Source organism: Shewanella olleyana (assembly GCF_023283825.1).
GTDB classification, from domain to species: domain Bacteria; phylum Pseudomonadota; class Gammaproteobacteria; order Enterobacterales; family Shewanellaceae; genus Shewanella; species Shewanella olleyana.
In genome coordinates, this window is sequence record NZ_JAKILD010000010.1 from 64,131 (window position 1) to 89,617 (window position 25,487).

Sequence of the window (25,487 nt, forward strand, 5' to 3'; positions counted from 1 at the left end):
TATATTTTTAGAATTATTAATAAAAACCAATCAATTGACTGCTTAAACCAAATAAAACAGCACAAAAAAAAAGAGACACATAAATGTGTCTCTTTCGTAATAAGTTACTGCTTTTAAAACAACAGCTAATTAAATTGAGTCTTTAAAGCTATCGTACTTTACGATTTTCTTTCATTGCATCGCTAAGTACGCGATATAACTCAGTAATAACTTCATTATCTAATGGGTCGCCAACAGCATCTTTAATAAAGATTTTAGTTTGTTGTTTATCTTCTGCAGCTTCTAGCTCAACCCGATAATTACCACGCTCTAAAGGTATTTTATCTTCGCCCCATAACGAGCTCCAGAATCCACCGCTTTCTTCAAGCACAACATAATAAAGACCTTCGGCAGTATTCATGTCAACAATATCAAAGCCAAGCTCTGGCATGACAATGCGTAAACGGTCCCACGTTTTGGTAAAGTCAGCTTCTGCAATCCAGTAAGCGCCTGCGTTTTCAGTTTCAGCAACTAAATCAACATCAATACCAAGACTTTGCTCGATTCTGTCTGCTTTGATTTGCTTATCACGTGTCACACTCATGTAAGCAATCGTGTTATTGAGCATATCGATGGTATAACGGCGTTGGTCTTCACCACTTAAAAAGACTTCTTGTTCTTCACCGTCATAAGATTCTTCATGCTCTACTAAATCAATACTCATACTACCTGAGCGGCCATGTGCACTGATATCGACATCATAACGATAGCGCTGACGTAAAACGTATACTTTGTCACTACCAAACCAACTTGACTCAATAACGTCTCTGTTTTCTATCCAGCCTGTTTCAATAATACCTTCTTCATAGTCTTCTTTTTGTACAGGTACATCATACTTAGCCAGAAAGCCTTTTAGATTATCGAACACTTCTTGCTTTAAATCTGTCGTACTTGGAATGGACTCAACGATAATTTTTATATTATCACTGCCTTCCTCAACACGAGTTCCTTCAGACATTGGCAATACCAATAATGGTGGGCGAATATCCAAACGTTTACCAACAAGATCTTTATTCGTATCTTCAGTCAGCTTGGGAATATCGTATTCACGGCTATAAGTAGGCTCTTTTAAGCCTTCAGGAATAGTCAATAATGGGGTTTCTTTTGCATTAACAAAATCATCATTACCGTTTGCAGCACGACGATCTGTTGGTGTACTACACGCGGTAACGGCAGCAATTAATAAAATTGGGGTGACTTGCTTCAACATTTATTGGTTTACCTCTATCTGGGCTTGTTTCATCGCTTCTAACAACAGACCATGAAACTGCTCAGAAAGTTCAGTTAAAGGTAAACGGATATGTCCATGGCTGATTAAGCCCATCTGATGCGCAGCCCATTTAACCGGGATTGGATTAGCTTCACAAAACAAATGTTCATATAAGCCTTTCATTGGCAAGTTAATGCTTTCTGAAAGCGCATGGTCGCCAGCTAAAGCCGCATCACACATAGCTTTAAATGATTTAGGAACAATATTATTTGCAACAGAGATAACACCATCTCCGCCTAATAATAGAAAGTCACGAGCCGTAGCGTCATCGCCACTGTATAACTTAAAATCATTACCACAAAGTTCGCGTAATTTAGCCACACGGGTCAAGTCACCAGTCGCTTCTTTCACACCTATAATATTACTTACCGACACTAACTCAGCTACAGTTTCAGGCAACATATCAACTGAGGTTCTGCCCGGGACATTATAAAGAATTTGTGGAATATCAGTACAGGCAGCAACAGCTTTGTAATGAGCAATTAAACCCTTTGGAGTCGGTTTATTGTAATATGGAGTAACGCCAAGCATGCCAACTATGCCAGAGTCTGCCATAGATTTGGTAAGCTCAATGGCTTCTGCTGTTGCATTAGCACCATTACCGCCAATCACAGGGATTCTTCCTGCAGCAAACTTAACGGTTTGGGCCACAACTTGTGCATGTTCTTTCATTGGTAGAGTCGCTGACTCTCCAGTGGTACCAACAGCAACAATCGCATCTGTGCCTTGGTCAATATGAAATTCTACGAGTCTTTCAAGACTACTGTAATCTACTGTGCCATCACTATTCATTGGTGTGATTAAGGCAACGATGCTTCCGTTTATCATCTAAATTCCCCAAGGTTTCAGGATTCGCTATGTTACTTATGCCTACTACTAATGACAAGCATTAACGGGGCTCTCAAATGCATTTATATAAAACTGTAAATTTATCGACTTATTTAAACACTTTTTTGGGCTTTATTTATTGTTTAACTCAAAAATAAATAAACTTTAATTCCTTATAAATCAATAGTTATGAAAAATAACTTACCTAAGGTAACACTTTTCGAGCAGTTTATAGCCTAATACATACATACTTATGTGGTTTAGTTTTAGTTATGGTAGCATTACCACCCGCAAAAAAACTTTGCGTTAGGTCGCTAGTTTACGCTCTATGATATCGAAAAAGTGAGGAAAATCCATGACCAACTATCTGGTCGTTACTGCTATGGGTGCTGATCGCCCTGGTTTAGTAAGTCGTCTAGCCCGTTTAGCCAGTGAATGTGATTGTGACATTGTCGATAGCCGTATGGCGTTATTTGGTAATGAATTCACTTTAATCATGATGATTTCAGGCTCTTGGGCTGCAATAACAAAGATAGAAACCTTATTACCTAGTTTAAGTGTTGAACTTGAGTTGCTTACGGTAATGAAGCGCACCTCTAAGCATACGCCTAAAAATTTCATTTCTCGTATCGAAGTCAGTGTTAACGGACAAGATCAGCGAGGCACAATGAAGCGCATCACAGAATTTTTAGCTGATCGCTCTTTAGATTTGGCAGCAGTTCGTTCTCATGCCGATGATGACAATTTAACTCAAACGATATTATTCACGATTAACGTTCCTGAAAAAGTTGATCTAATCAAGCTTGAGAAAAGTATTCAAGAGCTCGCAAGTGAGCTTTCTTTAGATTGTTCAATCAATCATATGCAGGCAAGTGAAAAGTAAAATAATTCAATAAGGACTTTACATGAATACCCTAACAGTTGGTGATTTAGCACCGCAATTTTCTCTACAAAACCAATTTGACGAAACTATCTCTTTAGCTGCTGCATTAAAAGAGGGTCCTGTATTAGTGTATTTTTACCCTAAAGCTTCGACTCCGGGTTGTACTGTTCAAGCTCAAGGTTTACGCGACAGCAAAGCTGAACTTGCTAATCATAATGTAACCGTTTTGGGATTAAGCCCTGATCCTGTCGCTAAATTGCTAAAATTCAATGATAAACAAGAGCTAAATTTTTCTTTATTAAGTGATGAAGACCACGCTATTGCCGATGCGTTTGGCGTGTGGGGCGAAAAGAAATTTATGGGCAAAATTTATGATGGTATTCATCGTTTAAGTTTCTTGATCGGTCAAGATGGCAAAGTGGCGCATGTGTTTGATAAATTCAAAACTAAAAACCATCACGAAGTCGTCTTATCAGTTATTTCGGAACAATAGTCAGTCATTTCTGATATTAATCTGTTAATGATAAAGACAATCTCTAATCAGTATCGTTAATTATTATCCAGCAGCTAGAAAAAAGGCTTCGAGTATTCGAAGCCTTTTTTGTTTCTCTACGATATTTTATTGAACTTGCAGCAACTCATTACAATTGATGCTCCAACCCATTAACTACAATGATTACTTAGCACTTGGGTTATCATCTACTGTTTCTTCAGCTGAACTTGCTACCAATTTGCCTTTTTCCTGTAACTCTTGTTCTGCCTCACGTTCAGAAATGTCTTTTAAATTACGTTGAATAACATCTTGTTCTTGTGCTTCTTGAGGTAACAAACTAATGAGCTCAATCCCAACCGGTAACTCTTTATCGGCGCCCGATACGATTTTAACTTTCTGATCTTTAGTTAAATAAATGAGCGGCATTGCAGTTTCACCATACCGTTCTTTAAAATGATTTAACGTGAAACTTTCAGTAATATTGGTCACTTTAATGACAGCGCCTTTAGCCATATAACTTGCTATGCGAGCATAAGATACCGATTCACCGAATAAACATAATCGTTTTAAATAAGACTCAGATAGTTGATGTCTTGCACTGCCGCCTTCTGCGTTATTGAGTCCATAAACTTTTTGGGCACCAAACAAATCTTGAAAGTGAAAACTCACCAGTGGGTTTAACTGACGATATGGTGATAATATTAATACTCTACCTACCCCACTTAAATCCATAAAGTTTTCAGCATGCTCGGAAGCTGGATTACCAAAATAAACCGGAATATTGGCCATACGAGCTTGGCGAATATTGTCCCAGTTATTATCAGCAAGCATCACTTTTACATTTTTCTCTGTTAATACTTTAGCTAATTCACGGGAAAATTTAGACGCGCCAAACAGTAATAAGCCTTGAGAAGAGTCTGCTTTAACCCCGAGAAATTTTGCCCAAGGTCCTGCAGTTAAAGATTGGATGACGACTGTACCGATTATAACCAAAAACACCAAAGGCACGATTGAACTAGCGCCATTAACGCCTATAGCTTCGAGTTTAATTGCAAACAAAGATGATATTGCGGCGGCGACGATCCCCCGTGGCGCAACCCAACTTAGAAACCATTTATCAGCTCGAGTTAGATTAGTACCAATTCCTGAAATCCAGATACTTAATGGTCTTGCTACTAGTAAAACCACCAATAACACCCCAACTCCCCCCCAACCTAAATCAAGCATTGCAGTGGAATTCAATCTTGCCGCTAATAAGATAAACAAAGCTGAAATTAAGAGTACCGTTAACGTTTCTTTAAATTCTAAAATATCTGCGATATCTACGCCGCGCATATTGGCAAGCCAGATCCCCATCACCGTCACAGTTAATAGACCAGACTCCTCTTGAATTAAATTGGAACCGACAAACATACCTAGCATGATCGTTAATACAGCCGTATTTTTAAGGTAATGAGGAAACACTGTGGTTCTTAGCGCAATGCCAATCAAATAGCCCGCAATAGCACCTAAGCCAAAACCAAGTAACAATGTAATTCCCAAGGCTGCTAAAACGTGTGTGGCGGGATCTGCGGCCGCTGCTACCGCAATATATTCATAGACTAAAACGGCGAGTATGGCACCAATTGGATCAATAACTATGCCTTCCCAGCGCAAGATACTGGCAAGGTTTGATTTGGGTCTCACGGTTCGCAGCATTGGCACAATAACAGTTGGACCAGTTACCACAACCAAAGCACCAAATAATAGCGCCATGGGCCAATCAAAGCCTAATAGCCAGTGCGCAGCAGGGGCAATACAAGCCCAGGTAATAAATGCACCAAAAGTGACTAAGTTGGTTACCATTCGTCCATGATCTTTAATCTCTTTAAAGTTGAGTGTCAGTGCTCCTTCAAAGAGGATTACAGCAACACCTAAAGAGATAATCGGAAACAGTAAATCACCAAAAATAGCATCGGGATCTAAGATATCTAAACCAGGTCCTAATAATAGCCCACATAATAATAGCGGCAGTATCGCTGGTAACCGTAACTTCCAACCGATCCATTGACACAATAGAGACAGTACGCCAATTAATGCGAGCATCCCTGTGATGTGTTCTACCATGTTTGTATCCTTATAAAAGCGCCAATATGACTTAGCTATTTTCTTATTGAATTTCTAGCTTTATGAAATACTAATTAAGCCACTAGAGCAAGTAAAAATGAAACATAAGATGCATTAATTTAAAAAACCATTAACATCACAACATATTGATTTAAAATATGTAAAATACACTTTAATATGCGAAGACTAAATTTTAAGCACAATAACATTTTCATATGACAAGGAATCATTTGTTTACTGAGCTAATAGAAGCTGAACAAGGGCTGGCTTGCAATAGACAGGCTTCTTCACCTACTAAACTACCGCTCCACTTACATTTCAAAGAGCAATAGAGTTTCGTCAAAAATATCCAGCCGATTGTTACTTTTTCTATTTAACTAAATAATGTTCTTCCAAGCGTATGTTTCAAACGGTCTAAATATTAAAGAATCAGCATTCATAGAAAAATTACAGTTCATTCGATTATTTTTTCGTTTATCAAAAATAACGTTGCTGTTAAACATCAATAGATGATTAAAGCGTTTGTTTCATGAAATAGAAAATACTAATTAATATAATTTATGTTTAAAAATTCAGAAATGATAATTTTAAATTAAGAAAGGGGTGTAATACCAATCAGCATAAGAAAGATCACTTATTTATCCCGATTAGTATATAAATACAAAGAAGTTACTCGTGCTTGCTTACGTCACCTGCATAACTTCTTTTAATTATTCAGTTACTTACAGAATTTCGTTCAGTAACACAATAGTCATTATTTCTCATCCGGCATGGTTAAATCCAAATCATCGATACTCGGTTCTGGAGTATCATCCCCGCCCCCTTCTTGCTCAAGGCGCAGTTTTGTTGCCGCTAACGCTTTATTTAGTGCTTGTTTTTTTCGCCAAATAATTAAGCCAAGAATACCCACCACGAATAAACTGCCATTGATCACTAGAATCCAGAATATGGCTTTATCTTTTGCTTCAGCTTCCTCTTTTGCTGCTTTAATCGCGGCGCGCTGAGCTAACTCTTCAGCTGTTGGCGGCGGTGCAGGAGGCTCTATTAAATTAAAAAACTGCTCAGGTAAATCTAAAACAATTTCTCTGCCTTCAATAGTTGTAGATACCGCTGACCCCTTAATCCGATAACTGCCAAAATCTGTCACAGCGGGGATCGCCAGTAAGGTTTCACTGAATTGTACTTCATCTAAAACTACAGGCAGTTTCAGTCCAGCAGGGCCAACAATGTCAAAATGAAAATGAGTTTGCTCAAGTTGCAGAACTTCATCATCTACATTTAACTGAATATGCCAGACGCCATTAAGTTTATCTTCTGGTTCAATAATATCGACAGCAATGGGCTTTTCTGACAAATAAAATGGATAACTGATTTCACGCTGAAATATGTTATTTCTGGCTTCAACTGTTAAGGTATAATTTCCCCAAGGCTGATTGAGGTTCTTCTTGCCTGTGAAAATTCCATCATCAGGCACTTCATCGAGTCCTTCTCCATTATCCTTGTAAGAACCTACAATAATGGTACCAGTGGTGAAATTTGCATCTGTGTTTATATGGTGACTTGCAAACTTAACGGTCCACTCAATCATATAATCAAGCCCAGGAAGCCGTACCGTTAACCCATCACCGAGTAAGCGTGAAGTGACTTTTAAGCGCTCGCCTTGAAACAATGGTTGAGGGATAGGCTCAACATCAATTTCGAGTTTAGATACTTTTTTAATAGTTGAATTAGGTGCAAGGTTACCTAATAGCTGCCAAGGGCCTGGCATAGGTTTTCGAATTTTAATCATGTCACCCGTTAAACCATCTACCCATTTAACCGATTCAGGATGCCTTTCTGCATACCATTTAGAACCGTCAGGCAAAACAACTATAACGGGAGCTGAACCGTACTCACGTTGAACTAATAAGGTCAGTTCATCAACCATATGATCAATCCTGAATCTATTTTTTAATTCAGAAGCTTGAGAATATGGCACTGCTAACACTGATTGGGACAGCATGACACCAATCAGTGTTAACAGTGACAAAATATATGGTTTAAGTCCTTTCATTCGTAACGCTATACCTTAATACTTAAGCTTCACCTCTCCAGAGGCACTTTCCTGATTTTTGGACTAAATCAAGACGTTGATCATGCGATACTAATTCATCGGCCGTAGCTGAGATCACTTTAAGATTAAACGCATTTTGATCTACTAATTGAATACCACCACCCTCTTGTCCCGGCTTTTCACTGGACAAATTAAATTTAATTTGTCCACCCGTCATGATTAAGTAAACATCAGCAAGGATTTCAGCATCTAATAATGCGCCGTGATAAGTACGACGAGATAAATCGATACCATAGCGTCGACACAGTGCGTCTAGATTGTTCTTTTGACCAGGGTGAAGGTGCTTTGCAACCGTTAGCGAATCGAGAATGCCACAAATATCGGCAGTCTTAGGACCCACAGGCTGAAGGTGAGCAAACTCATGGTCCATGAAGCTAATATCGAACGGCGCGTTATGTGCGACAATTTCAGCACCATCGATAAAATCGATAAACTCTTGGGCGATTTGATGAAAGCGAGGTTCTTTAGCAACACGCTCATCAGTAATCCCATGGACTTCAATCGCTTCTGGATCGATTAACTGACCAGGATTAATGTATTGATGGTAGGTTCTACCAGTCAATTTTCTATCGATGACTTCAACACAACCAATTTCAATAATACGATGGCCAATATAGACAGGCCCGCCTGCTTGGTTCATACCGGTTGTTTCGGTATCTAAAATAACCTGGCGACTTGCGCTAGAAATAATATTCATAAGTAACTCAATTAATCGTTGTGTGTTTAGGTATAATTGCCAAAATTAATCTGTATTGCATGGTAACAATTTGATGCCGGAACTAAAACAAATCAAAATTTATACTGATGGCTCGTGCTTAGGTAATCCTGGTCCTGGCGGATACGGCATTGTAATGAAATATAAGCAGCAAACCAAAGAATTGTCTGACGGATTTAAATTGACCACCAATAACCGGATGGAATTATTAGCGCCTATCATAGCATTAGAGGCCTTATATGAACCCTGTAAAATTATTCTAACCAGTGATAGCCAATACATGCGCCAAGGAATTACGCAGTGGATCCATGGTTGGAAGAAAAAAGGCTGGATAACTTCAACCAAGACCCCGGTCAAAAATGTTGATTTATGGAAACGTCTGGATGCAGTCAGTCAAATCCACGAAATGGATTGGCGCTGGGTTAAAGGTCATGCTGGACACGCTGAAAATGAACGCTGTGATGATTTAGCAAGATGGGCAGCTGAAGCTAAACCTAAGCAGGAAGACGTTAATTACAAACCAGAATAAATTACCTGAGTTAACAGTATAATAAGGCTAAAGCGCTTAAGCTCATTTCAAAATCAATTAATAATTAATACTCTGCTGATAATTAATCATTGTGTTTGTTTGGAAATATTTTTTGAGTGACCAGCTCTGCCCGCTGTAGACGCTGGAGCCCATTGCGGTGCTCTTGCTTTTTTCTTCTCACGAATTGGTGTTAACGGCGACTCCATTTTCCTCGCGACAATTAGGTAAACACTGCCAATACCAGGCAACCAACGTTCAATTCTATTTTGCCACCATGTGCCTTGTTGTATATCGCCGATGAGTGGGTGATATACAAAACGTTCATCTTGAAGAATTTGATAGCCCAATAGACCTAACCAATCTTTCACCCTAGCAGGCATAAAAAATTGTCCAGACCAAGGTAATTTAGTTTGATATTTGGGCAGCAGCTTCCCTACAAATGCAGTACTAACAGGATTAAAACCGCAAACAAAAATGTAGCCGCCACTGATCATTACCCTGTCAACTTCACGGAGTAGCCTGTAAGGGTCTTGTTCAAACTCGATAAGAAAACTCATCAACACCGCATCCATAGAGCCACTTTGTAGGGGTAAATGGTGAGGATCTGCAATGATTGAGGCACCTTCGCCATCATGGATTGAAAAGTGGCGTGCAATATTACAATGTAGACTGGAAACTTGATGACTAAGCGGGCCTAATTTAAGTAAATGATAACCGAATATTCTTGGCCACCAATTAGCAAGTTGTTGTTCAACTGCTAATTGTATTTCTTCACCACAAGGTAATTGGTGCCAATGATGCGGTTTCTCATTTATCGCCATGAACAATAAGCCCTTTAAATTGTAAGCCTTACTTGAGTATAACGATTTTTATCTTAAAGTACCTAAGTAGGTTCAATTTAATTATCTTATTGAGATCAATAAATAAAAAGCACTCATTTCAATCTTAAGTCTTAATCTACATATACACCTAAATATTAATTCTAGCTATATAAGTTATTGTACAGAACGATTGAAGATCGACTTTGATAAAGCTAACTACTTCATTTAGGTTCAAATATCTGCTTATAAAGTGGGAATTGTTTTTTAGAATTGCTAGTAAAAATGGTGCCTATTAAAGACATCTTATTGACATCTATTCAGTGAATATCAGTACCAAAGTAAATTAACTAAGATTTATCTGCATAATTTGGTGTCTTATCGATAATCCGTTAATCTGTAGTTTCATAATTTATCAAGGTACTTTCATGCTTTCTGTTATTACTATCCCTGCTTTCGATGACAACTACATTTGGTTATTCCATCAGGCTGATTCTAATAAGACTTATGTTGTTGATCCAGGTTGTGCCACAAGCGTTTTAGCTTACCTTGAAAATACCAAGGCAGCGGGTAAAGAATTAGAACTAGTGGGAATATTGATCACTCATCATCATGCAGATCATACTGGTGGTATCGAAGCGCTTCAACAAGCTCATCAGCAGCAACTAAGCGTATATGGTCCTAGTAAAGAGAATATCAATGGATTGACTCAGCTTATTGAGCACGAGCAAACGCTGTCGTTGCCATTTATTGATTCGCCAGTAAACGTCATTGAAGTACCTGGACACACCCTTGGTCATATTGCTTACCATATCGAAAACTCACTATTTTGCGGTGATACGTTATTCAGTGGCGGTTGTGGAAGATTATTTGAAGGGACAGCTGAACAAATGTCAGCATCGTTAGCTAAGTTGTCATCACTTGATAAAGACACAAAGGTGTATTGTGCCCATGAATATACCCAAGCTAACTTAGCTTTCGCCATTGCCGTTGAGCCAAACAATCTCCAATTACAGCAGTACGAAAAGTCAGTTCATCACGCTAGATTGAACAATATCTCCACAATCCCTTCTACCATTGCAACAGAATTAGCAATAAATCCATTTCTAAGGAATAACTGCGCAGAAATCAAACAATCCATCTCGATTCAATTCAATGTGAGTAATCCCACTGATATACAAACATTTACTCTGTTAAGAGAGTGGAAAAACAATTTTTAAAAACTAGATCTAGGCTAAGCAAATGTAACTTAACGAAGACAACAAGCGTGTTTTGCTCTACAATGCCGCTTCAATTTTGACCAACACTTTAGGCTTACACTCTTGTGAAGCCTGTTTTGCAAGACTTAGGAATATCGTTTTTGATGCACAAATCTTTATATATTTTTGTTGGTAGTGTCGCCTTTTTAACAGGTTGTCAAACGCTAACAACACCAAAATCTACGCCAGAGCCTATTGCTATTCAAAAGCCTGCAGAGCCTGAAAAGACCATCGTAAAAGTTGAAAAACCCGTTGAGATAACTGATGTTTGGCAACGTATCAACCTACAAATGGCCATGCCAATTGACGATCATAAACTCGTCAATCAATACCGTGATTGGTATTTAGCAAACCCAAGACATTTAGAAATCGTCTCTCAACGCGCCGAGCCATATCTTTATTACATTGTTGAAGAATTAGAAAAACGCGATATGCCTATCGAAATTGCGTTGTTACCGATTGTAGAAAGCTCATTTGATCCATCAGCTTATTCAGCTAGTGCCGCTTCTGGCCTTTGGCAGTTAACCTCGCCTATTTCAAATCACTTTGGAGTTAAAAGCGACTGGTGGTATGACGGACGTCGTGATGTACCAGCTGCAACGATTGCAGCACTAGATTTCCTAGAATATTTATATGACCGCACAGGCAACAACTGGCTGTATGCCATAGCGGCTTACAATACCGGTGAAGGCCGTGTAAATAACGCCGTGCGTCGTAATAAAGCTGCTGGTAAAAGTACTGATTTTTGGTCGTTATCGCTGCCAAGAGAAACTCAGCGCTATGTACCACAGTTAATTGCTTTATCAGATGTGATTAAAAATGCCGATAAATACGGTATTAATTTAACACCAATTAGTAACGAGCCTCATATCGCTGTTGTTGATATTCAAAGTCAGATGGATTTAAAACTTGCTGCTGACTTAGCAGATATGAATATCAAAGATCTCAAAAGTCTCAATCCTGGGCTTGATCGTTGGGCAACATCCCCAGATGGACCGCACACCTTGGTTGTGCCTTACGATAAAAAAGATGTTTTTGAGCAAAAGTTAGCTCAATTAGATCCAAAGTCGAAATTAAACTGGCATCGTTATAAAATTCAATCGGGTGATACAGTCAGCCATATTGCTAAACGTTTCGACACTTCAGCATCGTTTATCCGTTCAAGTAACAACTTAAAGAACAACAATATTCGGGCAGGCAGATATTTAATTATACCTGTTCCACCTGAAGGAGCTGATTTAACAACGGATCAGTTATTAGCGCAAAACCAGCTAACACCTAAAGCAATGACATATACAGTAAAATCTGGAGATTCATTGTGGGTGATTGCACGTAAATACGACGTTTCGGTAGACGCCTTAATCCGTTGGAATCGTTTACCTAAAAACGGTGCGTTAAGCATTGGTAAAGTGTTAACCATTGGCTCAGCTACATCAAGCACTGGCTCAGAACGTACAGTTAATTATAAAGTGCGTTCAGGCGACTCATTGGCACGTATTGCTAATAAATTTAACGTGTCTGTAGATGATTTGATTAAGTGGAATAAGCTACATAATACCAAGTATATACAACCTGGTCAGATGCTACGTTTGGTAGTTGATGTGAGTAAAGTCAACGCATAGCGGTTAGCTGTTCTAAGTTCTGTTCTATTTTACGACAACTGTAAAATAAAAACGGCCAGTGAAATCACTGGCCGTTTTTGTATTCGTTTATTGATAACTCAAATTAAACTTACTTAACGATTAAAGGAGTCGAACCTGTATTAATCAATGGCAAATTACTGCCTTCAACTTTACCTGCAAATTTCACTTCAAAACGATATCCAGGACCTGACACTTTTTCCATTACCGCCGCAGGTACACTAAAACGTGAGGTAATCGTTTTAGCAGGAGCTAACGTCACATCTCTTAATGCTTGGGTATACATCATATCTTGCGAAGAAGACCATACCTTTTGCCCTTTAGGATCGTACAACCATAAGTCTGCCGTCATGCCAGAGTTAAATGTTATGCTAACACTATGACTTTGGCTGTTGGTCGCTGTATGAGTTAATGACATCGCTTTACTAGGGTCAGTATATTCATTTGCTTGTAAAAATCCGACCAATACTGTTTCTGCCATAGTTGAGACTCCAGCACCTAATGTCACAGTTTTAGCTTTCATTACAGGCTCAACAACTGCAGCCTTCTCTGTATTACTTTCAGCTGTCACATCTGCACTTGTTGCACTACAACCAACCAACAGCACACTTAAGCAACCTATAAATCGTTTCATTAAAACCCTCCTAATTTTTTGAACAAGCTGTCTTTAAGCTTATCTGTTTCACCTTTTAACTTGGCATCAAAAAGCGCGCTAGTATCAATACCAAATTTGGGGTCTTGCATACTGCCTGTAATCGTCAGTGGAATATCTACACCAGCTAAAGCATCATCCCCGCCCTGTCCAGCAAGAGAGCCGACGACCGATGTAGTCAGCTTATAATCCACAGTTTGTGAATCAATATTAGCGCTACCCTTACCAGCAAGGCGAATCAAAGGCGATGCCATTGCTAAATCAGGATTAGTAAATACCGCATTCTTTAGTGAATAACTCCCCGTCAAACTGGTGAAATCAGTTTTAAGCTCTTCTTTATTTTGGGCTGATAAATCGCCTTTTAACTTATCTTGAGCGCTACGGATCATTTGCGGAATATTAACACCGTAAAGCGAACCGTCTGCAATGGTAAAATCACCATTTGCAATCAAGTTTTTCTTTAAGTTATCAGGGATAAGGCTCTTACCCGACCCTTTGATATTAAAGTTAGCTGAGCCAGATATTAAATCTATATCAGCAGCATCTTTAAATAATGGTCGAAATTGTACCCCTGAAAGTGACTTTTCAAAGTTATAACTTGCGACTTTTTGGCGTCCATCAAGTTTTGCCTTTGCTGTGATGCTACCTTCATATAAATTTGCCGAAAAATCACTCAAGTTAGCAATACCGTCCTTAACGGTTGCTTTCATATTCCAGTCCTGAGTCAATAAGTTAGATACTTTTATCGACTTAACAGTCATTCCTATCGTTAAATCGATAGTTTTTAAAGCAGATAAATCTGGTTCTTTTGCAGGCTCTGTTGAAGCCACTGTTTCGCTAGCCGCTTCATCTGATTTTTCTGAAGCTGGCGGCATCATTTTATCAAGGTCGATATCACCAAAGTCCATTTGAACATTAATTCTAGGGATCTTACTTCCATAATTAACCTTAATATCACCCGTTGCATTGATGTCCATTGCTGACAACTTAGTGATAGCAACTTGTAAATTCTGCGAGTCTAACGCAACATTAATGTCTGTGACTAACTGAGTCGATACTTTCTTATTTGGGATACTTTCACCATCAACATCAGTATTGATAGTAAATCCATCTATAGTCACTTTTGCTAAATCTTTACTGACAGTTAGCTGGCCTTCGCCATTACTATTCACCGTCATATCAGGCATTTGAGCAGAAAAGTCATAAGCAAAAGCAGCGGCATTACCCAAAGAGAATTCGCCTAAGGTTAGACTATTTAGGCTAAAGACTTGTTTTGAATTGTTTACTTCATCAATCAAGTTAATAGTCGTATTGGTGATAGAAACGCCGCCTATTTGTAGACTTTGTAATTTCACACTGCTTGGCGAATCAGATGACGTTTCATCTGGCGTAGACTTCGTCTCTGCTTTATCACCAGCTAGTCCATCAAGGCTGCTAGTTCCATCCTTTTTAGTCACCATGTTCAATGTCAAACCATCTAAAGAAAGCATGGCTATTTCCACTTCTTGGCTGAATAAAGGCATTAACTCAACATTTGCCACAGCTTCTTTAATCTCAACAAAGGTTGCAGGTGAGAAGTTTTCTGGATTAGATAATGAAATACCACCGAGATTAATTCCTAATGATGGAAAAAAGCTCCAGCTTAAATCATTTTCAATAACAAACTCTCGTCCAGTTTGTTCTTTTACTGCATCTACTATCTGTGGTTTGAAGCTATTGAGATCGAAAAATACAGTTAAATACACCACCAGTATTAAGATTACCCCAGCCACAATACCTAATAGCCATTTTAGTGCCTTCATGTTTGCATCCTTGTAAGCAAATTGAACTTTCAATTTAAAGTTACTTATATTCTTTATATTAGTTTAGCTTAATACCGTTAAATCTAAAGGATTTTCCGACACAGCTATGCCATTTTTATCAGCATATAGCATCATATCAGGCTTTATTATGACACCTGCAATTTCAATGTTTACATTAACCTGACCGACATCTTTCTTGGTAGTTTTTATCGGGTTACTTGCCAATGCTTGAACGCCGATATCAAGCGTTTCAAGTGTGCCCACATCACGAACTGCGCCGAAAATAACAATGCCTTGCCAATCATTGTTAACCGCAGACTCAGCTATCATGTCGCCTAATAATGCTCGTCTGCAAGCACCACCACCGTCGACCACTAACACTTTGCCATTTCCAGGTGTAGCAAGAATAGATTTTACTTTCGAATTATCTTCAAAGCATTTAACAGTGACAACTTCCCCATAAAAAATAGTTTTACCACCATATGAATTCCAGTTTGATTGAACTAGAGTCAGTTTATCTTCGTAATGATCAAATAAGTCAGGTAATAAATCTAACATTTCAGGCTCCATGTACTAAATTTAATAGTATTAACATTAATATAAACGTGTATAGCTATTGAAACAATTCATTAATCTGAATAAACTGTCGCTTATACTTTATTGTTCATGGATGAAAACACTGCAGTACTAATATTGCTTCTATTAACTAACCTTTCTAAGTAGTTTTCAATATGACAGATATTAATTTACAAAACGTTATTAATGCTTTCGACGAATTAGATTTTGAAAATCGCACCACTAAAAACCTTGAAAATGCACGTAACAAAGTTCAAATGAAGACATATTTATCTTCGCTGGATTACAGCTTACGACGAATGAAGATTTTAGAAGAAGTGGTCACAGAGCTAGTTGAAGAAAAACAAGAAGAACTGATTAAACAAGAACATATCCAAACATACAAATCAAAGCTGATTCAACTTTCTAGAGAATTCAAAATATCTTATCAAGATGTTTTAAACATAATGGTGCAGTTGAAACAACGCTAAATATTTTATAAAAATCAATTCATCTTTAATTTTAAATGGTTTCTACAACCTTTTTAAACAGTCTATATCTGAACATTAAATGACTAAACTGATTGTTTTAAACATTATATAACATTATCAAATAAGTTAAGCATTGATAACGATGATTCAATAATAATGGATATCTTGCTCTTTTACTCATGGATAATTTCAGCTAAGAGCTTTAAATTTGATTAATTTATGTTTCTGATATGACACTTATTAAGTCCATGATTTCCATTTCACCATCAAAGAAATTATATGTTAAGTGCCATATATGGTTAACTTACACTTTAAAGTGTCCTAAAATAGCCCCTAAATTCTCGGAGCCATCGGCTATTTGAATACTACTTTGAGAAAGCTGTTCATTATGCTCTTTGTTCTCTAATGACATGTCATTAATTCTAGTAATGTTCATATTAAGTTCAGAGATCACCGCACTTTGTTCTTCTGTGGCGCCAGCAATTTGAATATTCATTTGCGAAATATCACCGATAGCTGTTTTAATTGAGTTCAGTGCCGATTCTACTTTTTGAGTCTCACCTACGGTTTCATCAGACTGAGCGATTGCCCTCTCAACCGATTGATTTACATTCTCAATCGCTTCCCTGATAGCATCGATTATGCCGTTAATTTCTCTGGTTGAATCCTGTGTCCTGCTTGCAAGCGTTCTCACTTCATCAGCTACAACAGCAAAACCTCGACCCGCTTCACCCGCACGAGCAGCTTCAATTGCCGCATTCAGCGCCAGTAAATTGGTTTGCTCTGCAATACCAACAATAACATCCAGTATCTGGCCTATTTGACTAGAGCTCACTTTCAGCCCTTTTGCTACAGATTCAGTTTGTTGTAATTCAGAAGATAAATCACCAATTTTTGAAATAGCATTATCAACAATTTCAGCGGTTTTATCTGCTTCACTATCGGCAACATTCGCACTTGTTGCAGCGGTTTGAGCATTTGATGCGACTTCAGCGGCAGTCATCGACATTTCATTTATCGCAGTCGCGACATTTTCTGTTTCTAATTGAACGCTAGATGATATTTGATTCGCTTGAGAGGAAATTGACGATAAATCATTTGCAAGTGTATGGCTTTCTGAAACAGAGACAGCTACGGAAGAAACCAGTTGTTGAATTTTATTGGTAAAAATATTAAAGCTTTGCGCAATTTGATTTAACTCATCTTGGCCATCTTCAGCTAAGCGCAACGTCAAATCACCTTCACCGTTAGCAATATTTTCAAATGCTTTTATCGTTTGCTGCATAGGCTCTGCAATACTTCTTGTAATCACAAATAATAAAACAATAATCGGTAACCAAATAATGGTTAGCAATAGTAAATATTGCATTACAAACTCTGACTTTTGCGCATAAATGTCATCAATATAAATACCTGTACCGATCACCCACCCCCATGGTTCGAACCTTTCGACAACACTCATTTTAGGACTGGGTGAATCTTGATTAGGTTTATTCCACATATAATTTACTGTGGCATTTTTAGCTTGATTAGTTCGTTCTATCATTAACTGAAAAAGTGGAACTTTCTCAGGATCTCTCATGGATAATACGTTGGTATCAACTAGTTTTTTAGCAAAAGCATGTTGAACCATGACGCCTTCTAAATTAATGGTAAAGAAGTATTCATTACCAGAATATCTAAGCTCATTCAAAGCCGTTATAGCTGCATTTTTAGCTTCAGTTTCGGTTAATAGCCCTTTTTGAGACTGCAGATGAAATTGAGCAATGACTGAGCTAGCCACACCGACTAAAGAAGTTAGCTTAGCTTCCTTCTCTTGCACTAATACGTTATCGATTCGGTTAAAGGCAAAGAAAAACATTAGTAATGTCGCTAATGCAGCAAATATGATCATTGCTAATAAACGATTAGCGATGCTTGTTTTACGGAAGAAAAGGTAAACAGAATTCATGAGGTATCACCATATTATTGGAATTTAACATCACTAAACTTCATTCCAGCAATGACCCTTTCAAATAACCTAAGCGATTAATATGAAGATGGAGCAAAGCTGAACTCTCATAAAGCTATTACAAAGAATGCTATTACAAAGTCAGTTTATAAAGTGAGATGTCTTAAACTCATAGTGACTTCCACAGTAAACTACTTCTGCGCCATATTTATCTCACTACGACTATTGTATTATCGACCACACTGCACAAATATTAAGCTAAACTTATAAATTGAAGCGAGCTAATTGGTTTCAATACAATTTTTACCGGATTTTTTGGCACGATATAGAGCGCTGTCACCCTGCCCAATCAACTCATTCAGAGTTAATGCTTTAATGTCTGCTGCATTAAACTCATCAATGGCAGCACCGATTGAAACGGTGACTCTTAAATCTTTATCTGGCCAATAGAGTTTTGCCACATCAGTTAAAATGGACTCCGCAACACTCAACAGCTGGTCTTTATCGAAACAATAGAACACGGATAAAAACTCTTCGCCACCGTATCGAATGTTCATTCCAGTGTAACGGCCACAATGCTGTCTAATAATTTGAGCTACACCAAAAATGACATTGTCACCAACTTGATGTCCATAACTGTCATTTATTGATTTAAAATTATCAATATCAATCATCAACAAGCTTAAAGTCTTATCGGACTGCTTAGCGTTTTGAATTAGCAATGAGGCATTTTGGGTAAGGTAAAGCCTATTTTTTAATTCAGTTAACGGATCTGTTACGGTTTGCAGGGCTAACTTACTTTGACTCGCTCTCAATTTAAGTTGTTGGCTTCTTATTTGGCAAAACTGCTGAAAACTTTTATGAGTTTCAGATTCTCTTCTCAAGCAGGCAATCAAGCAAATAAAATATATCCCTATCACTATTGATAATCGGTCTACTTCTTCTGCAAAATCATGCTCTAACCTCATTGGCGTTATCATTACGACATAACATAACGCCATGAAACTTAGCCCAAATAAACTGGCTTTGAATGGCAATCGAGATAATGCACCGATATAAGCCATAACAAGAATACCACCCGACTGGTAATTGAAATCCCCCTGTTCCATCGCCATTTGACCTATGTAGGTTAATGACCAATACACACACAAAACTAGAGTAAGTTCGGCTAAATCAAGATGTTTAGGTGAATAACGTTTTAAGATAAGTAGTAAGGCGACACAAAGAAAGGAGAACACGAAACGCGTCACAGTGGCTATCCAAGCATCAGCTTGTAAATGTTGGTAATCAAAATAGCCAAATAATAAATAAATCGGGATTACAGAAAGAACAAAACCAGAGTAAGGCAACATGACATGGTTTATATGGAAATGTTTAAAGCGCCAGTAGGCATATTCTGTTCGATGTATTTTTGTCGCTCCTTTTAAATAATCGAACATAAAAGTCCCTGATTTTATTCTAATAATATTATTGTAGGATATTGAATTTAAGCTCGCAATATTTGTACTTCAAAACAAATTAAAATCTCTAAACTCGTCACCCTGTAAACCTAACCACAAGGGAGATTGTTAATCCTGTTTATACTAATACTATCGATTAATTAAAAAGAGTTAAAAACAAATTAAAAATATATATTCTTGCTTGTAAAACCCTTAATTTAGCTTTTGCTCAACTGAATCTCGCTCTTTAATCTCGAAATCAAGCACAAATCTTAAATCTGACACGCTACTTTGATCTAATTTGTCAACTTGCCCAGAGGTTAATAAACTCACAGAAGTTTCTGCCATTGCTGCTATAGGCTGCTTAACTGTAGTGATATGTGGCCAGATAGTCGTTGCTAAGGGAGTATCATCGTAACCCACAACGCTTAAGTCCGTAGGAACATTTAACCCTAAAGAATTAGCTACCGATATTACAGCAGCGGCCATATCATCATTACTTGCAAATATCGCGGTAGGTTTATTCGCTCTGTCGAGTAATAACTTTGCGGCATTCAGCCCCGACTTATAGCTAAATAAACCTTGTTCAATATATACAGGTGGCACGGGCAAACTTTTAGATCGCATGGCATCTAAAAAACCCTGATATCGTAACCTGCTTGCTCCCATGTCAGGGTGGCCAATGATAAAGCCGATTTCACGATGACCTTTGGCGATTAATAAGTTAGTCATTTCAAATGCTGCTTGATAATCATCCATACAAACAAACGGTGATAAGCCAAGTTCTACATCTGGTGACACTCGAATATATGGAACATTAGATAACTTTAATTCATTCAGAATTTCTAAGTTATTGCAAAATGGTGGCAATAAAATAACACCATCGACCCTTGTTTCTTCAACAAGATCACGAACAATTTTTAATTTCTCATCCTGCGTACCATCACACTCATCAACAACTAAATGATACCCACGTTTACGACAGCTTTTTAACGCCGAAAGCATAAACTGGCTAACATAGCCACCTTCACTTGGGTTCTCATACAGTAAACCGATGAAATATGACTTTGAACTGGCTAAGCGTCTTGCAGAGATGTTAGGCCGATAATTTAATTGGCTCGCCGCTTTTTGAACTTTAATCCTAGTTTTATCGCTGACTTTTTCATCATTATTTAACACTCTAGAAACCGTCATTTTAGAAACACCTACCAATTCAGCCACATCTTGGATGGTGGTTTTGGCTTTTGGATTTATCTTGGTAGTAGAACTCATAAAAGAAACTCATATAAAGGAAAATAATTGTTACAAGGCGACAAAGTAACAAGACCTATTTAAAATATTAAAACTAGGTATGCCCACTTTTATAGGCTATCACTAGCTTTATCTTACTTTAGTCTTTGAAAAAATAATAATTTTATAGCCACAAACAAGCTTAAAATATGACATACATGTTAACAAAAACACCTAATCTATTGTAACCTGAAATGCTATTCAGCATGATAATCACTTCGAAAATTAAGTCACATTCGTGCTTTAAATTGACACTTTATTAGATCTGCAAAGCTGGCAGGAAATTACAAAGTTACTAGCAATATAAGTAATACCAAATTTAATGAGTACATCATTCTCACAGATAAAACCTACACTCCGCTGAAGTCATTACTCGTTTGTACGTTAATATGCGCTAATAATATTTTCCATTGAAGTTATTGAGCATAGAGTTTGAAGTATTTACATTTAGGGAAATCAAGTTGCATCTAATTGACATTGCCTCCATTTTACCAGTAATAGAACTATTATAAATTGAGTCAAGAACTGAGTTAACAATTCAAATTTTTATAATTTTGAGGAGGCTAATTTCTTATAGCTGGGTATATTACAACCTATCCAATTTAGCATTAACAATCTAGAGACTTAATCATCCACACATCACATCCACCATGAATTGTACCGTCTAAGGGCTTGTTGAGATGCTTAAACCCTCGTTTCTCGTATAAATTTATCGCCGCAGTCATGCTGGCTAATGTGTCTAAATAACATTGGGAATAATTAGCTTTAACAGCAAAATCTAAACAGGCTTGAGTTAACTGTTTTCCTAGTCCAAGACCTCGGCTTTCGGGCAATAAAAAAAGTTTTCTGAGTTCACATATTGTCAATGAATCATTAAAAGGTGCAATACCTGCTCCCCCTACTATTTCACCATTGATACTCGCAACCAAATACAATGATTTATGTTCAGGTAAATAGTGCTGGCTCATTTGTTCAACCTCAGCATCAGATGGACCAAAACCCTCTCCTATTGCACCAAACTCTGCACCAACAGCTTTAATTATTTCTGCTACTCGACTATCTTGTGACGCCGTAATCGCTGCTATATCGATTTGGAGTTGCGGCATGTTGCATCCTTAATGAAAATGAAAAAGAAGTTTATGTATCTTAAATTTAATCATAAAGAATACTTACTGAGATGTTAACCAATCCATAAAAATATATTAAAGCATCATTGAGTTAATATACTTATAATCAGCTCTTAAAAAATGAGTTCTTCATTGTAGTTCAAACTTGGTTTATTTGGCGTTAAATAAATTCGATACTAGGGCGTGTTGATCTTTGCCGGTTAAATTTTGTTCGAGATAAAAGTATTTTAATTGAGGCGGATGGATTGATGCCTAGTCATCTAAGCGAAATTCATCCAACAAAAAGTAAAACACTTTTAGTCGAACCCTTTGGGCAGCGTTTGTTGGCCATTCTTACTGCGTTATCGACTTTTTATGTAGAATAACTACACCACAAAGTCTCTGCCTTGTATAAATGGCCAACAACTCGCTGCAAAAACAACCTTGAAAGATCAACACGCCCTAATAGAAGCACAAGTTCTGAGGTGAATTTACCAGAAAGTATTACCGTGCTCACCGCATCAATTCAACAACTTAAATGCTCAACTAATAAAAATTTATTACCAAAGCATTGATGGTTTCAATGATAAGTCGACGAAAAACATCGCTCTATCTCATATGGATAATGTACTCAGTTTTATGTTTTCCGGACATTATTGAAGATAGTAAACCTTGCTCAAGAAACTCGCTAGCAACAGCTATAATAATGTAACCTTTCACGGCACGATGCTTATCCATTCCCCAACATAACTGAAACAAGTTTAGTATCACAAATAGTAGCCAGGGCGATTTTGACGGTGTTTATGATTGACAATAAGATGTACTACAAAGCATAGAACCATCACATAGTCCCTTTTCTACGACGGCAAGTCCTGATAAGAATTTATGCTGTACTATATGTAAATTCTGACAGTCCTTCACTTGAGTTACATCAACAACTTTATTACTTTTGATAAACTCTTACTGCTGTATAAGTAGTTGCATAGTAGGACTAAGGCTTGTAGTCATAAGCTATAGGCATAAGCTATCTTCATTAACGGTCTTCATAAGCTCAAGATACCCAGCTTAACTGAGTATGTTTGAAAACTCAGATTTTAAAAATCGAGTAAGATATTTGGCCTAATAATTATTAAAATCACGATAATCTGGTGTATGTAAAATTTGATAATAATAATTATTTTAATCATATCCAACAACTTCAACGTTAGTTTTTTCGAGCTCCATCAGCAATGCACTGTTTTTCCATTGAGGAATAAATAATGCGTAAAAATCATCAGCATCACAAAATACATCTATTAAATTATCTATACAGTCTCGCTATGTTTTGTCCTTTCGGGTCGAAACTTCAGATCACACTGTGAACGATTAGCTCAATTTTTTCCCGAATTGAAGTAAGGTAATATACCTAAATAAAAAATAATTAAATTGTCATCAAGGTAAAACATTATAAATTGTCGAATTGGCCACGACATTCTCAACTAACAAGCTAAATTTACAGAGCTGAATATTAAATACTGATGATGAAAAATCTAAATCGAAATGGAAAGGTCAAAATGGGGAACATGGGCAGAATAATTAACGAATTTAATCATGCAGGATTAACATACTAAAGCTCACAATAGCCTAATTAATGTGTGGCTTTGAAATATCAAATTTTAGGCTAGATCAAACAGAAAATAAACGTATAACTAACCAACAAAACTCGCCCACTAACTCATCTTCAAACTTTATAAACAATGAATTAATTAAACTAGAATTAAGCGGCTACAACCTGCTGCGCTTTTCTTAGTGGATTAAGACGATTATGCATCACTTTAATGGTTTCAAATTGCTGTAGCGTCTTAGAGTTAGTTAAAGGACACTCTTTAGACAACACCATCACTAATGCTGCTTGTAAACTGTTTTCAACGACCATAACTAATACACGACTGCCATTAGCATTCAAATTAAACAACTTACCAACTTCGCAATATACACATTCTTGGCTAATTTCAAAAAACCAAGACTTTGGCATTTGCGGTTTTAATAAAAAGTGTGCAGCTGTTGCGTTCAAAGCAGTTTGAACAATTGCCGCGTCAGACATATTGATTAGTTTTGGAAGGGATTCAAGCATGTGAATATAGAATTTAGCGTGCTCGACACTAAATTCTGATGTGACTAATGCATCAGGAATGAGAGTTTTAGTTTTATATGGGGTTAAGAACTCCATCTCGGAACCTAATGAAATACTTAATTGCTTAAAGTTTTCATTATATTCCCACTGCCAGTCCTTATTTGGCATTAATAACATTTTGAGTACCTAATTATAAGAATACAAACTGATAATAGATTATATTTCGGACAATATCAAAACTTAATTCAAAATATTTGATATAAAGATCATAAAGTTATAACGATCGAAAGATCGTAATTGCGATCGTTACAACTTTTTAGATCTACAAATTAGATCGTTAGATTATTAATTGAACTAATTGGAACTTATTTAGCCTTATAGGCATTAACAATATCTTTAATTAATCCTGGGCCTTGATAAATAAACCCTGTATATATTTGAACTAATTGAGAACCAGCATCAAATTTAGCTAGAGCATCTTCTGCACTATTAATTCCGCCGACACCAATAATTGGGATCTCACCATTCAAATAACCGGCTAACTCTTTGATCACTTTAGTTGATAGATCCGTTAACGGCTTGCCACTCAAGCCACCCATTTCATTGGCATTATCTAAACCAACCACTGCATCACGTGTTAACGTCGTATTTGTGGCAATTGCACCATCAAATTTACTCTTCAATAGAGACTCAGCAATTTTCTCAATCTCTTCACTGGTTAAGTCTGGGGCAATTTTAAGTGCAATTGGAACATACTTATTATATTTCTCTGCTAGCTCTGTTTGTTTTGCTTTCAATGAGCTTAATAAATCATCTAATAATTCACCGTACTGCATGGTTCGCAGACCGGGAGTATTTGGAGAAGAAATATTGACCGCGATATAATCTGAATGCTGATATACCTTTTCCATACAAATTAAGTAATCATTTTTACCTTCATCTACTGGGGTATCTTTATTTTTACCAATATTGACACCAACAATAATGTCAGTTTTCTTAGCCATTAAGTTTCTGACTAAATTATCTACACCTTTATTATTAAAACCCATGCGATTAATAATCGCCTTAGCAGGTTTTAATCTAAATAAACGTGGTTGATCATTACCAGGTTGAGGGCGAGGAGTGACTGTACCGACTTCAACATGGCCAAAACCCATAGCATGAAAAGCATCAATTGACTCACCATCTTTATCTAAACCTGCAGCAAGTCCAACAGGGTTATTAAAGGTGATCCCCATGCAAGTCACAGGAGCAGCACTTACATCTTGGCTGTAAAATAGGTTTAAAGGGTTGTTTCCAGTGTTTTTTAAACTTCCGATAGCGATGTTATGCGCTACTTCTGGATCCATTTGAAACATTACTTTTTGTGCCATTTTGTAAAAAAACATGCTTTCT

General features: G+C 37.3%; 21 protein-coding genes. 6 read left to right on the plus strand and 15 right to left on the minus strand.

The features are described 5' to 3' along the window. Window positions 1–148 precede the first annotated feature (148 nt). A complete protein-coding gene (gene bamC / locus L2735_RS08960) occupies window positions 149–1,249 on the minus strand; it encodes an NlpB/DapX family lipoprotein (RefSeq protein ID WP_248984372.1) in 1,101 nt (366 codons plus the stop codon). After that, a complete protein-coding gene (dapA, locus tag L2735_RS08965; protein WP_248984373.1) occupies window positions 1,250–2,137 on the minus strand; it encodes a 4-hydroxy-tetrahydrodipicolinate synthase in 888 nt (295 codons plus the stop codon). It abuts the gene before it with no gap. Between the two features lie 355 nt (window positions 2,138–2,492). Between dapA and L2735_RS08970 the strand changes: the two genes are divergently transcribed. Together L2735_RS08970 and bcp are read left to right on the plus strand one after the other, a co-directional pair. Next, window positions 2,493–3,020 carry a glycine cleavage system transcriptional repressor gene (locus L2735_RS08970; RefSeq protein ID WP_248984374.1) on the plus strand — a complete coding sequence of 176 codons (528 nt, stop codon included), beginning with the start codon at window positions 2,493–2,495 and terminating at the stop codon, window positions 3,018–3,020. A 22-nt stretch (window positions 3,021–3,042) separates the two neighbouring features. Further along, entirely contained in the window at window positions 3,043–3,513 is a 471-nt protein-coding gene (bcp, locus tag L2735_RS08975) for a thioredoxin-dependent thiol peroxidase (protein WP_248984375.1), read from the plus strand. A gap of 183 nt (window positions 3,514–3,696) precedes the next feature. Here bcp and L2735_RS08980 read toward each other — a convergent pair whose 3' ends face one another. The 3 genes from L2735_RS08980 to dnaQ form a co-directional block, all read right to left on the minus strand. Continuing rightward, the gene (locus tag L2735_RS08980) at window positions 3,697–5,619 is read right to left on the minus strand and encodes a cation:proton antiporter (RefSeq protein WP_248984376.1); all 1,923 of its coding nucleotides are present in this window, start codon (window positions 5,617–5,619) and stop codon (window positions 3,697–3,699) included. A gap of 754 nt (window positions 5,620–6,373) precedes the next feature. Then, window positions 6,374–7,621 carry a TIGR03503 family protein gene (locus L2735_RS08985; protein WP_248984443.1) on the minus strand — a complete coding sequence of 416 codons (1,248 nt, stop codon included), beginning with the start codon at window positions 7,619–7,621 and terminating at the stop codon, window positions 6,374–6,376. Window positions 7,622–7,694: 73 nt separating this feature from the next. After that, window positions 7,695–8,429: a DNA polymerase III subunit epsilon gene (dnaQ, locus tag L2735_RS08990; protein ID WP_248984377.1), complete on the minus strand. Its 735-nt coding sequence runs from the start codon at window positions 8,427–8,429 to the stop codon at window positions 7,695–7,697. A gap of 73 nt (window positions 8,430–8,502) precedes the next feature. On the opposite strand from dnaQ, the gene rnhA reads away from it, so the two are divergent. Further along, on the plus strand, window positions 8,503–8,976 hold the full coding sequence (rnhA, locus tag L2735_RS08995) for a ribonuclease HI (RefSeq protein ID WP_248984378.1): 474 nt from the start codon (window positions 8,503–8,505) through the stop codon (window positions 8,974–8,976). Between the two features lie 86 nt (window positions 8,977–9,062). Here the strand turns inward: rnhA and L2735_RS09000 are convergent, their stop codons facing one another. Further along, the gene (locus L2735_RS09000; protein WP_248984379.1) at window positions 9,063–9,797 is read right to left on the minus strand and encodes a class I SAM-dependent methyltransferase; all 735 of its coding nucleotides are present in this window, start codon (window positions 9,795–9,797) and stop codon (window positions 9,063–9,065) included. A 425-nt stretch (window positions 9,798–10,222) separates the two neighbouring features. Between L2735_RS09000 and gloB the strand changes: the two genes are divergently transcribed. Both gloB and L2735_RS09010 read left to right on the plus strand, forming a co-directional pair. After that, entirely contained in the window at window positions 10,223–11,014 is a 792-nt protein-coding gene (gloB, locus tag L2735_RS09005) for a hydroxyacylglutathione hydrolase (protein ID WP_248984380.1), read from the plus strand. 143 nt (window positions 11,015–11,157) lie between these two features. Then, entirely contained in the window at window positions 11,158–12,675 is a 1,518-nt protein-coding gene (locus tag L2735_RS09010) for a LysM peptidoglycan-binding domain-containing protein (RefSeq protein ID WP_248984381.1), read from the plus strand. 109 nt (window positions 12,676–12,784) lie between these two features. Here L2735_RS09010 and L2735_RS09015 read toward each other — a convergent pair whose 3' ends face one another. From L2735_RS09015 to L2735_RS09025, 3 genes are all read right to left on the minus strand, one after another. Continuing rightward, window positions 12,785–13,327 (minus strand): BsuPI-related putative proteinase inhibitor, encoded by a 543-nt coding sequence (locus L2735_RS09015; protein ID WP_248984382.1) that lies wholly within the window; start codon window positions 13,325–13,327, stop codon window positions 12,785–12,787. Then, window positions 13,327–15,147: an AsmA family protein gene (locus L2735_RS09020; RefSeq protein WP_248984383.1), complete on the minus strand. Its 1,821-nt coding sequence runs from the start codon at window positions 15,145–15,147 to the stop codon at window positions 13,327–13,329. Before L2735_RS09020 ends, L2735_RS09015 begins: the two co-directional genes overlap by 1 nt. A gap of 63 nt (window positions 15,148–15,210) precedes the next feature. Next, window positions 15,211–15,705, minus strand: a complete 495-nt coding sequence (locus L2735_RS09025) for a putative 4-hydroxy-4-methyl-2-oxoglutarate aldolase (RefSeq protein WP_248984384.1) — start codon at window positions 15,703–15,705, stop codon at window positions 15,211–15,213. A 173-nt stretch (window positions 15,706–15,878) separates the two neighbouring features. Between L2735_RS09025 and L2735_RS09030 the strand changes: the two genes are divergently transcribed. Beyond that, on the plus strand, window positions 15,879–16,193 hold the full coding sequence (locus L2735_RS09030) for a hypothetical protein (RefSeq protein ID WP_248984385.1): 315 nt from the start codon (window positions 15,879–15,881) through the stop codon (window positions 16,191–16,193). A gap of 304 nt (window positions 16,194–16,497) precedes the next feature. On the opposite strand, the gene L2735_RS09035 is transcribed toward L2735_RS09030, so the two are convergent. The 6 genes from L2735_RS09035 to pyrD all read right to left on the minus strand — a co-directional run bounded on the left by L2735_RS09035 (window position 16,498) and on the right by pyrD (window position 25,480). Next, the gene (locus tag L2735_RS09035) at window positions 16,498–18,144 is read right to left on the minus strand and encodes a methyl-accepting chemotaxis protein (protein WP_248984386.1); all 1,647 of its coding nucleotides are present in this window, start codon (window positions 18,142–18,144) and stop codon (window positions 16,498–16,500) included. A gap of 281 nt (window positions 18,145–18,425) precedes the next feature. Continuing rightward, window positions 18,426–19,583 (minus strand): GGDEF domain-containing protein, encoded by a 1,158-nt coding sequence (locus L2735_RS09040; protein WP_248984387.1) that lies wholly within the window; start codon window positions 19,581–19,583, stop codon window positions 18,426–18,428. Window positions 19,584–19,796: 213 nt separating this feature from the next. Beyond that, complete coding sequence (locus L2735_RS09045) at window positions 19,797–20,855, minus strand: LacI family DNA-binding transcriptional regulator (protein WP_248984388.1); 1,059 nt, start codon at window positions 20,853–20,855, stop codon at window positions 19,797–19,799. 626 nt (window positions 20,856–21,481) lie between these two features. Beyond that, a complete protein-coding gene (locus L2735_RS09050) occupies window positions 21,482–21,979 on the minus strand; it encodes a GNAT family N-acetyltransferase (RefSeq protein WP_248984389.1) in 498 nt (165 codons plus the stop codon). A 1,756-nt stretch (window positions 21,980–23,735) separates the two neighbouring features. Beyond that, complete coding sequence (locus L2735_RS09060) at window positions 23,736–24,269, minus strand: cell division protein ZapC (RefSeq protein WP_248984390.1); 534 nt, start codon at window positions 24,267–24,269, stop codon at window positions 23,736–23,738. Window positions 24,270–24,457: 188 nt separating this feature from the next. After that, complete coding sequence (gene pyrD / locus L2735_RS09065) at window positions 24,458–25,480, minus strand: quinone-dependent dihydroorotate dehydrogenase (RefSeq protein WP_248984391.1); 1,023 nt, start codon at window positions 25,478–25,480, stop codon at window positions 24,458–24,460. Between the last annotated feature and the right edge of the window lie 7 nt (window positions 25,481–25,487).

Bases quoted from the DNA above. Each gene is read 5' to 3' on its own strand.
- bamC (WP_248984372.1), bottom strand. From the start codon at position 1,249: ATGTTGAAGCAAGTCACCCCAATTTTATTAATTGCTGCCGTTACCGCG.
- dapA (WP_248984373.1), bottom strand. From the start codon at position 2,137: ATGATAAACGGAAGCATCGTTGCCTTAATCACACCAATGAATAGTGAT.
- L2735_RS08970 (WP_248984374.1), top strand. From the start codon at position 2,493: ATGACCAACTATCTGGTCGTTACTGCTATGGGTGCTGATCGCCCTGGT.
- bcp (WP_248984375.1), top strand. From the start codon at position 3,043: ATGAATACCCTAACAGTTGGTGATTTAGCACCGCAATTTTCTCTACAA.
- L2735_RS08980 (WP_248984376.1), bottom strand. From the start codon at position 5,619: ATGGTAGAACACATCACAGGGATGCTCGCATTAATTGGCGTACTGTCT.
- L2735_RS08985 (WP_248984443.1), bottom strand. From the start codon at position 7,621: ATGCTGTCCCAATCAGTGTTAGCAGTGCCATATTCTCAAGCTTCTGAA.
- dnaQ (WP_248984377.1), bottom strand. From the start codon at position 8,429: ATGAATATTATTTCTAGCGCAAGTCGCCAGGTTATTTTAGATACCGAA.
- rnhA (WP_248984378.1), top strand. From the start codon at position 8,503: ATGCCGGAACTAAAACAAATCAAAATTTATACTGATGGCTCGTGCTTA.
- L2735_RS09000 (WP_248984379.1), bottom strand. From the start codon at position 9,797: ATGGCGATAAATGAGAAACCGCATCATTGGCACCAATTACCTTGTGGT.
- gloB (WP_248984380.1), top strand. From the start codon at position 10,223: ATGCTTTCTGTTATTACTATCCCTGCTTTCGATGACAACTACATTTGG.
- L2735_RS09010 (WP_248984381.1), top strand. From the start codon at position 11,158: ATGCACAAATCTTTATATATTTTTGTTGGTAGTGTCGCCTTTTTAACA.
- L2735_RS09015 (WP_248984382.1), bottom strand. From the start codon at position 13,327: ATGAAACGATTTATAGGTTGCTTAAGTGTGCTGTTGGTTGGTTGTAGT.
- L2735_RS09020 (WP_248984383.1), bottom strand. From the start codon at position 15,147: ATGAAGGCACTAAAATGGCTATTAGGTATTGTGGCTGGGGTAATCTTA.
- L2735_RS09025 (WP_248984384.1), bottom strand. From the start codon at position 15,705: ATGTTAGATTTATTACCTGACTTATTTGATCATTACGAAGATAAACTG.
- L2735_RS09030 (WP_248984385.1), top strand. From the start codon at position 15,879: ATGACAGATATTAATTTACAAAACGTTATTAATGCTTTCGACGAATTA.
- L2735_RS09035 (WP_248984386.1), bottom strand. From the start codon at position 18,144: ATGAATTCTGTTTACCTTTTCTTCCGTAAAACAAGCATCGCTAATCGT.
- L2735_RS09040 (WP_248984387.1), bottom strand. From the start codon at position 19,583: ATGTTCGATTATTTAAAAGGAGCGACAAAAATACATCGAACAGAATAT.
- L2735_RS09045 (WP_248984388.1), bottom strand. From the start codon at position 20,855: ATGAGTTCTACTACCAAGATAAATCCAAAAGCCAAAACCACCATCCAA.
- L2735_RS09050 (WP_248984389.1), bottom strand. From the start codon at position 21,979: ATGCCGCAACTCCAAATCGATATAGCAGCGATTACGGCGTCACAAGAT.
- L2735_RS09060 (WP_248984390.1), bottom strand. From the start codon at position 24,269: ATGTTATTAATGCCAAATAAGGACTGGCAGTGGGAATATAATGAAAAC.
- pyrD (WP_248984391.1), bottom strand. From the start codon at position 25,480: ATGTTTTTTTACAAAATGGCACAAAAAGTAATGTTTCAAATGGATCCA.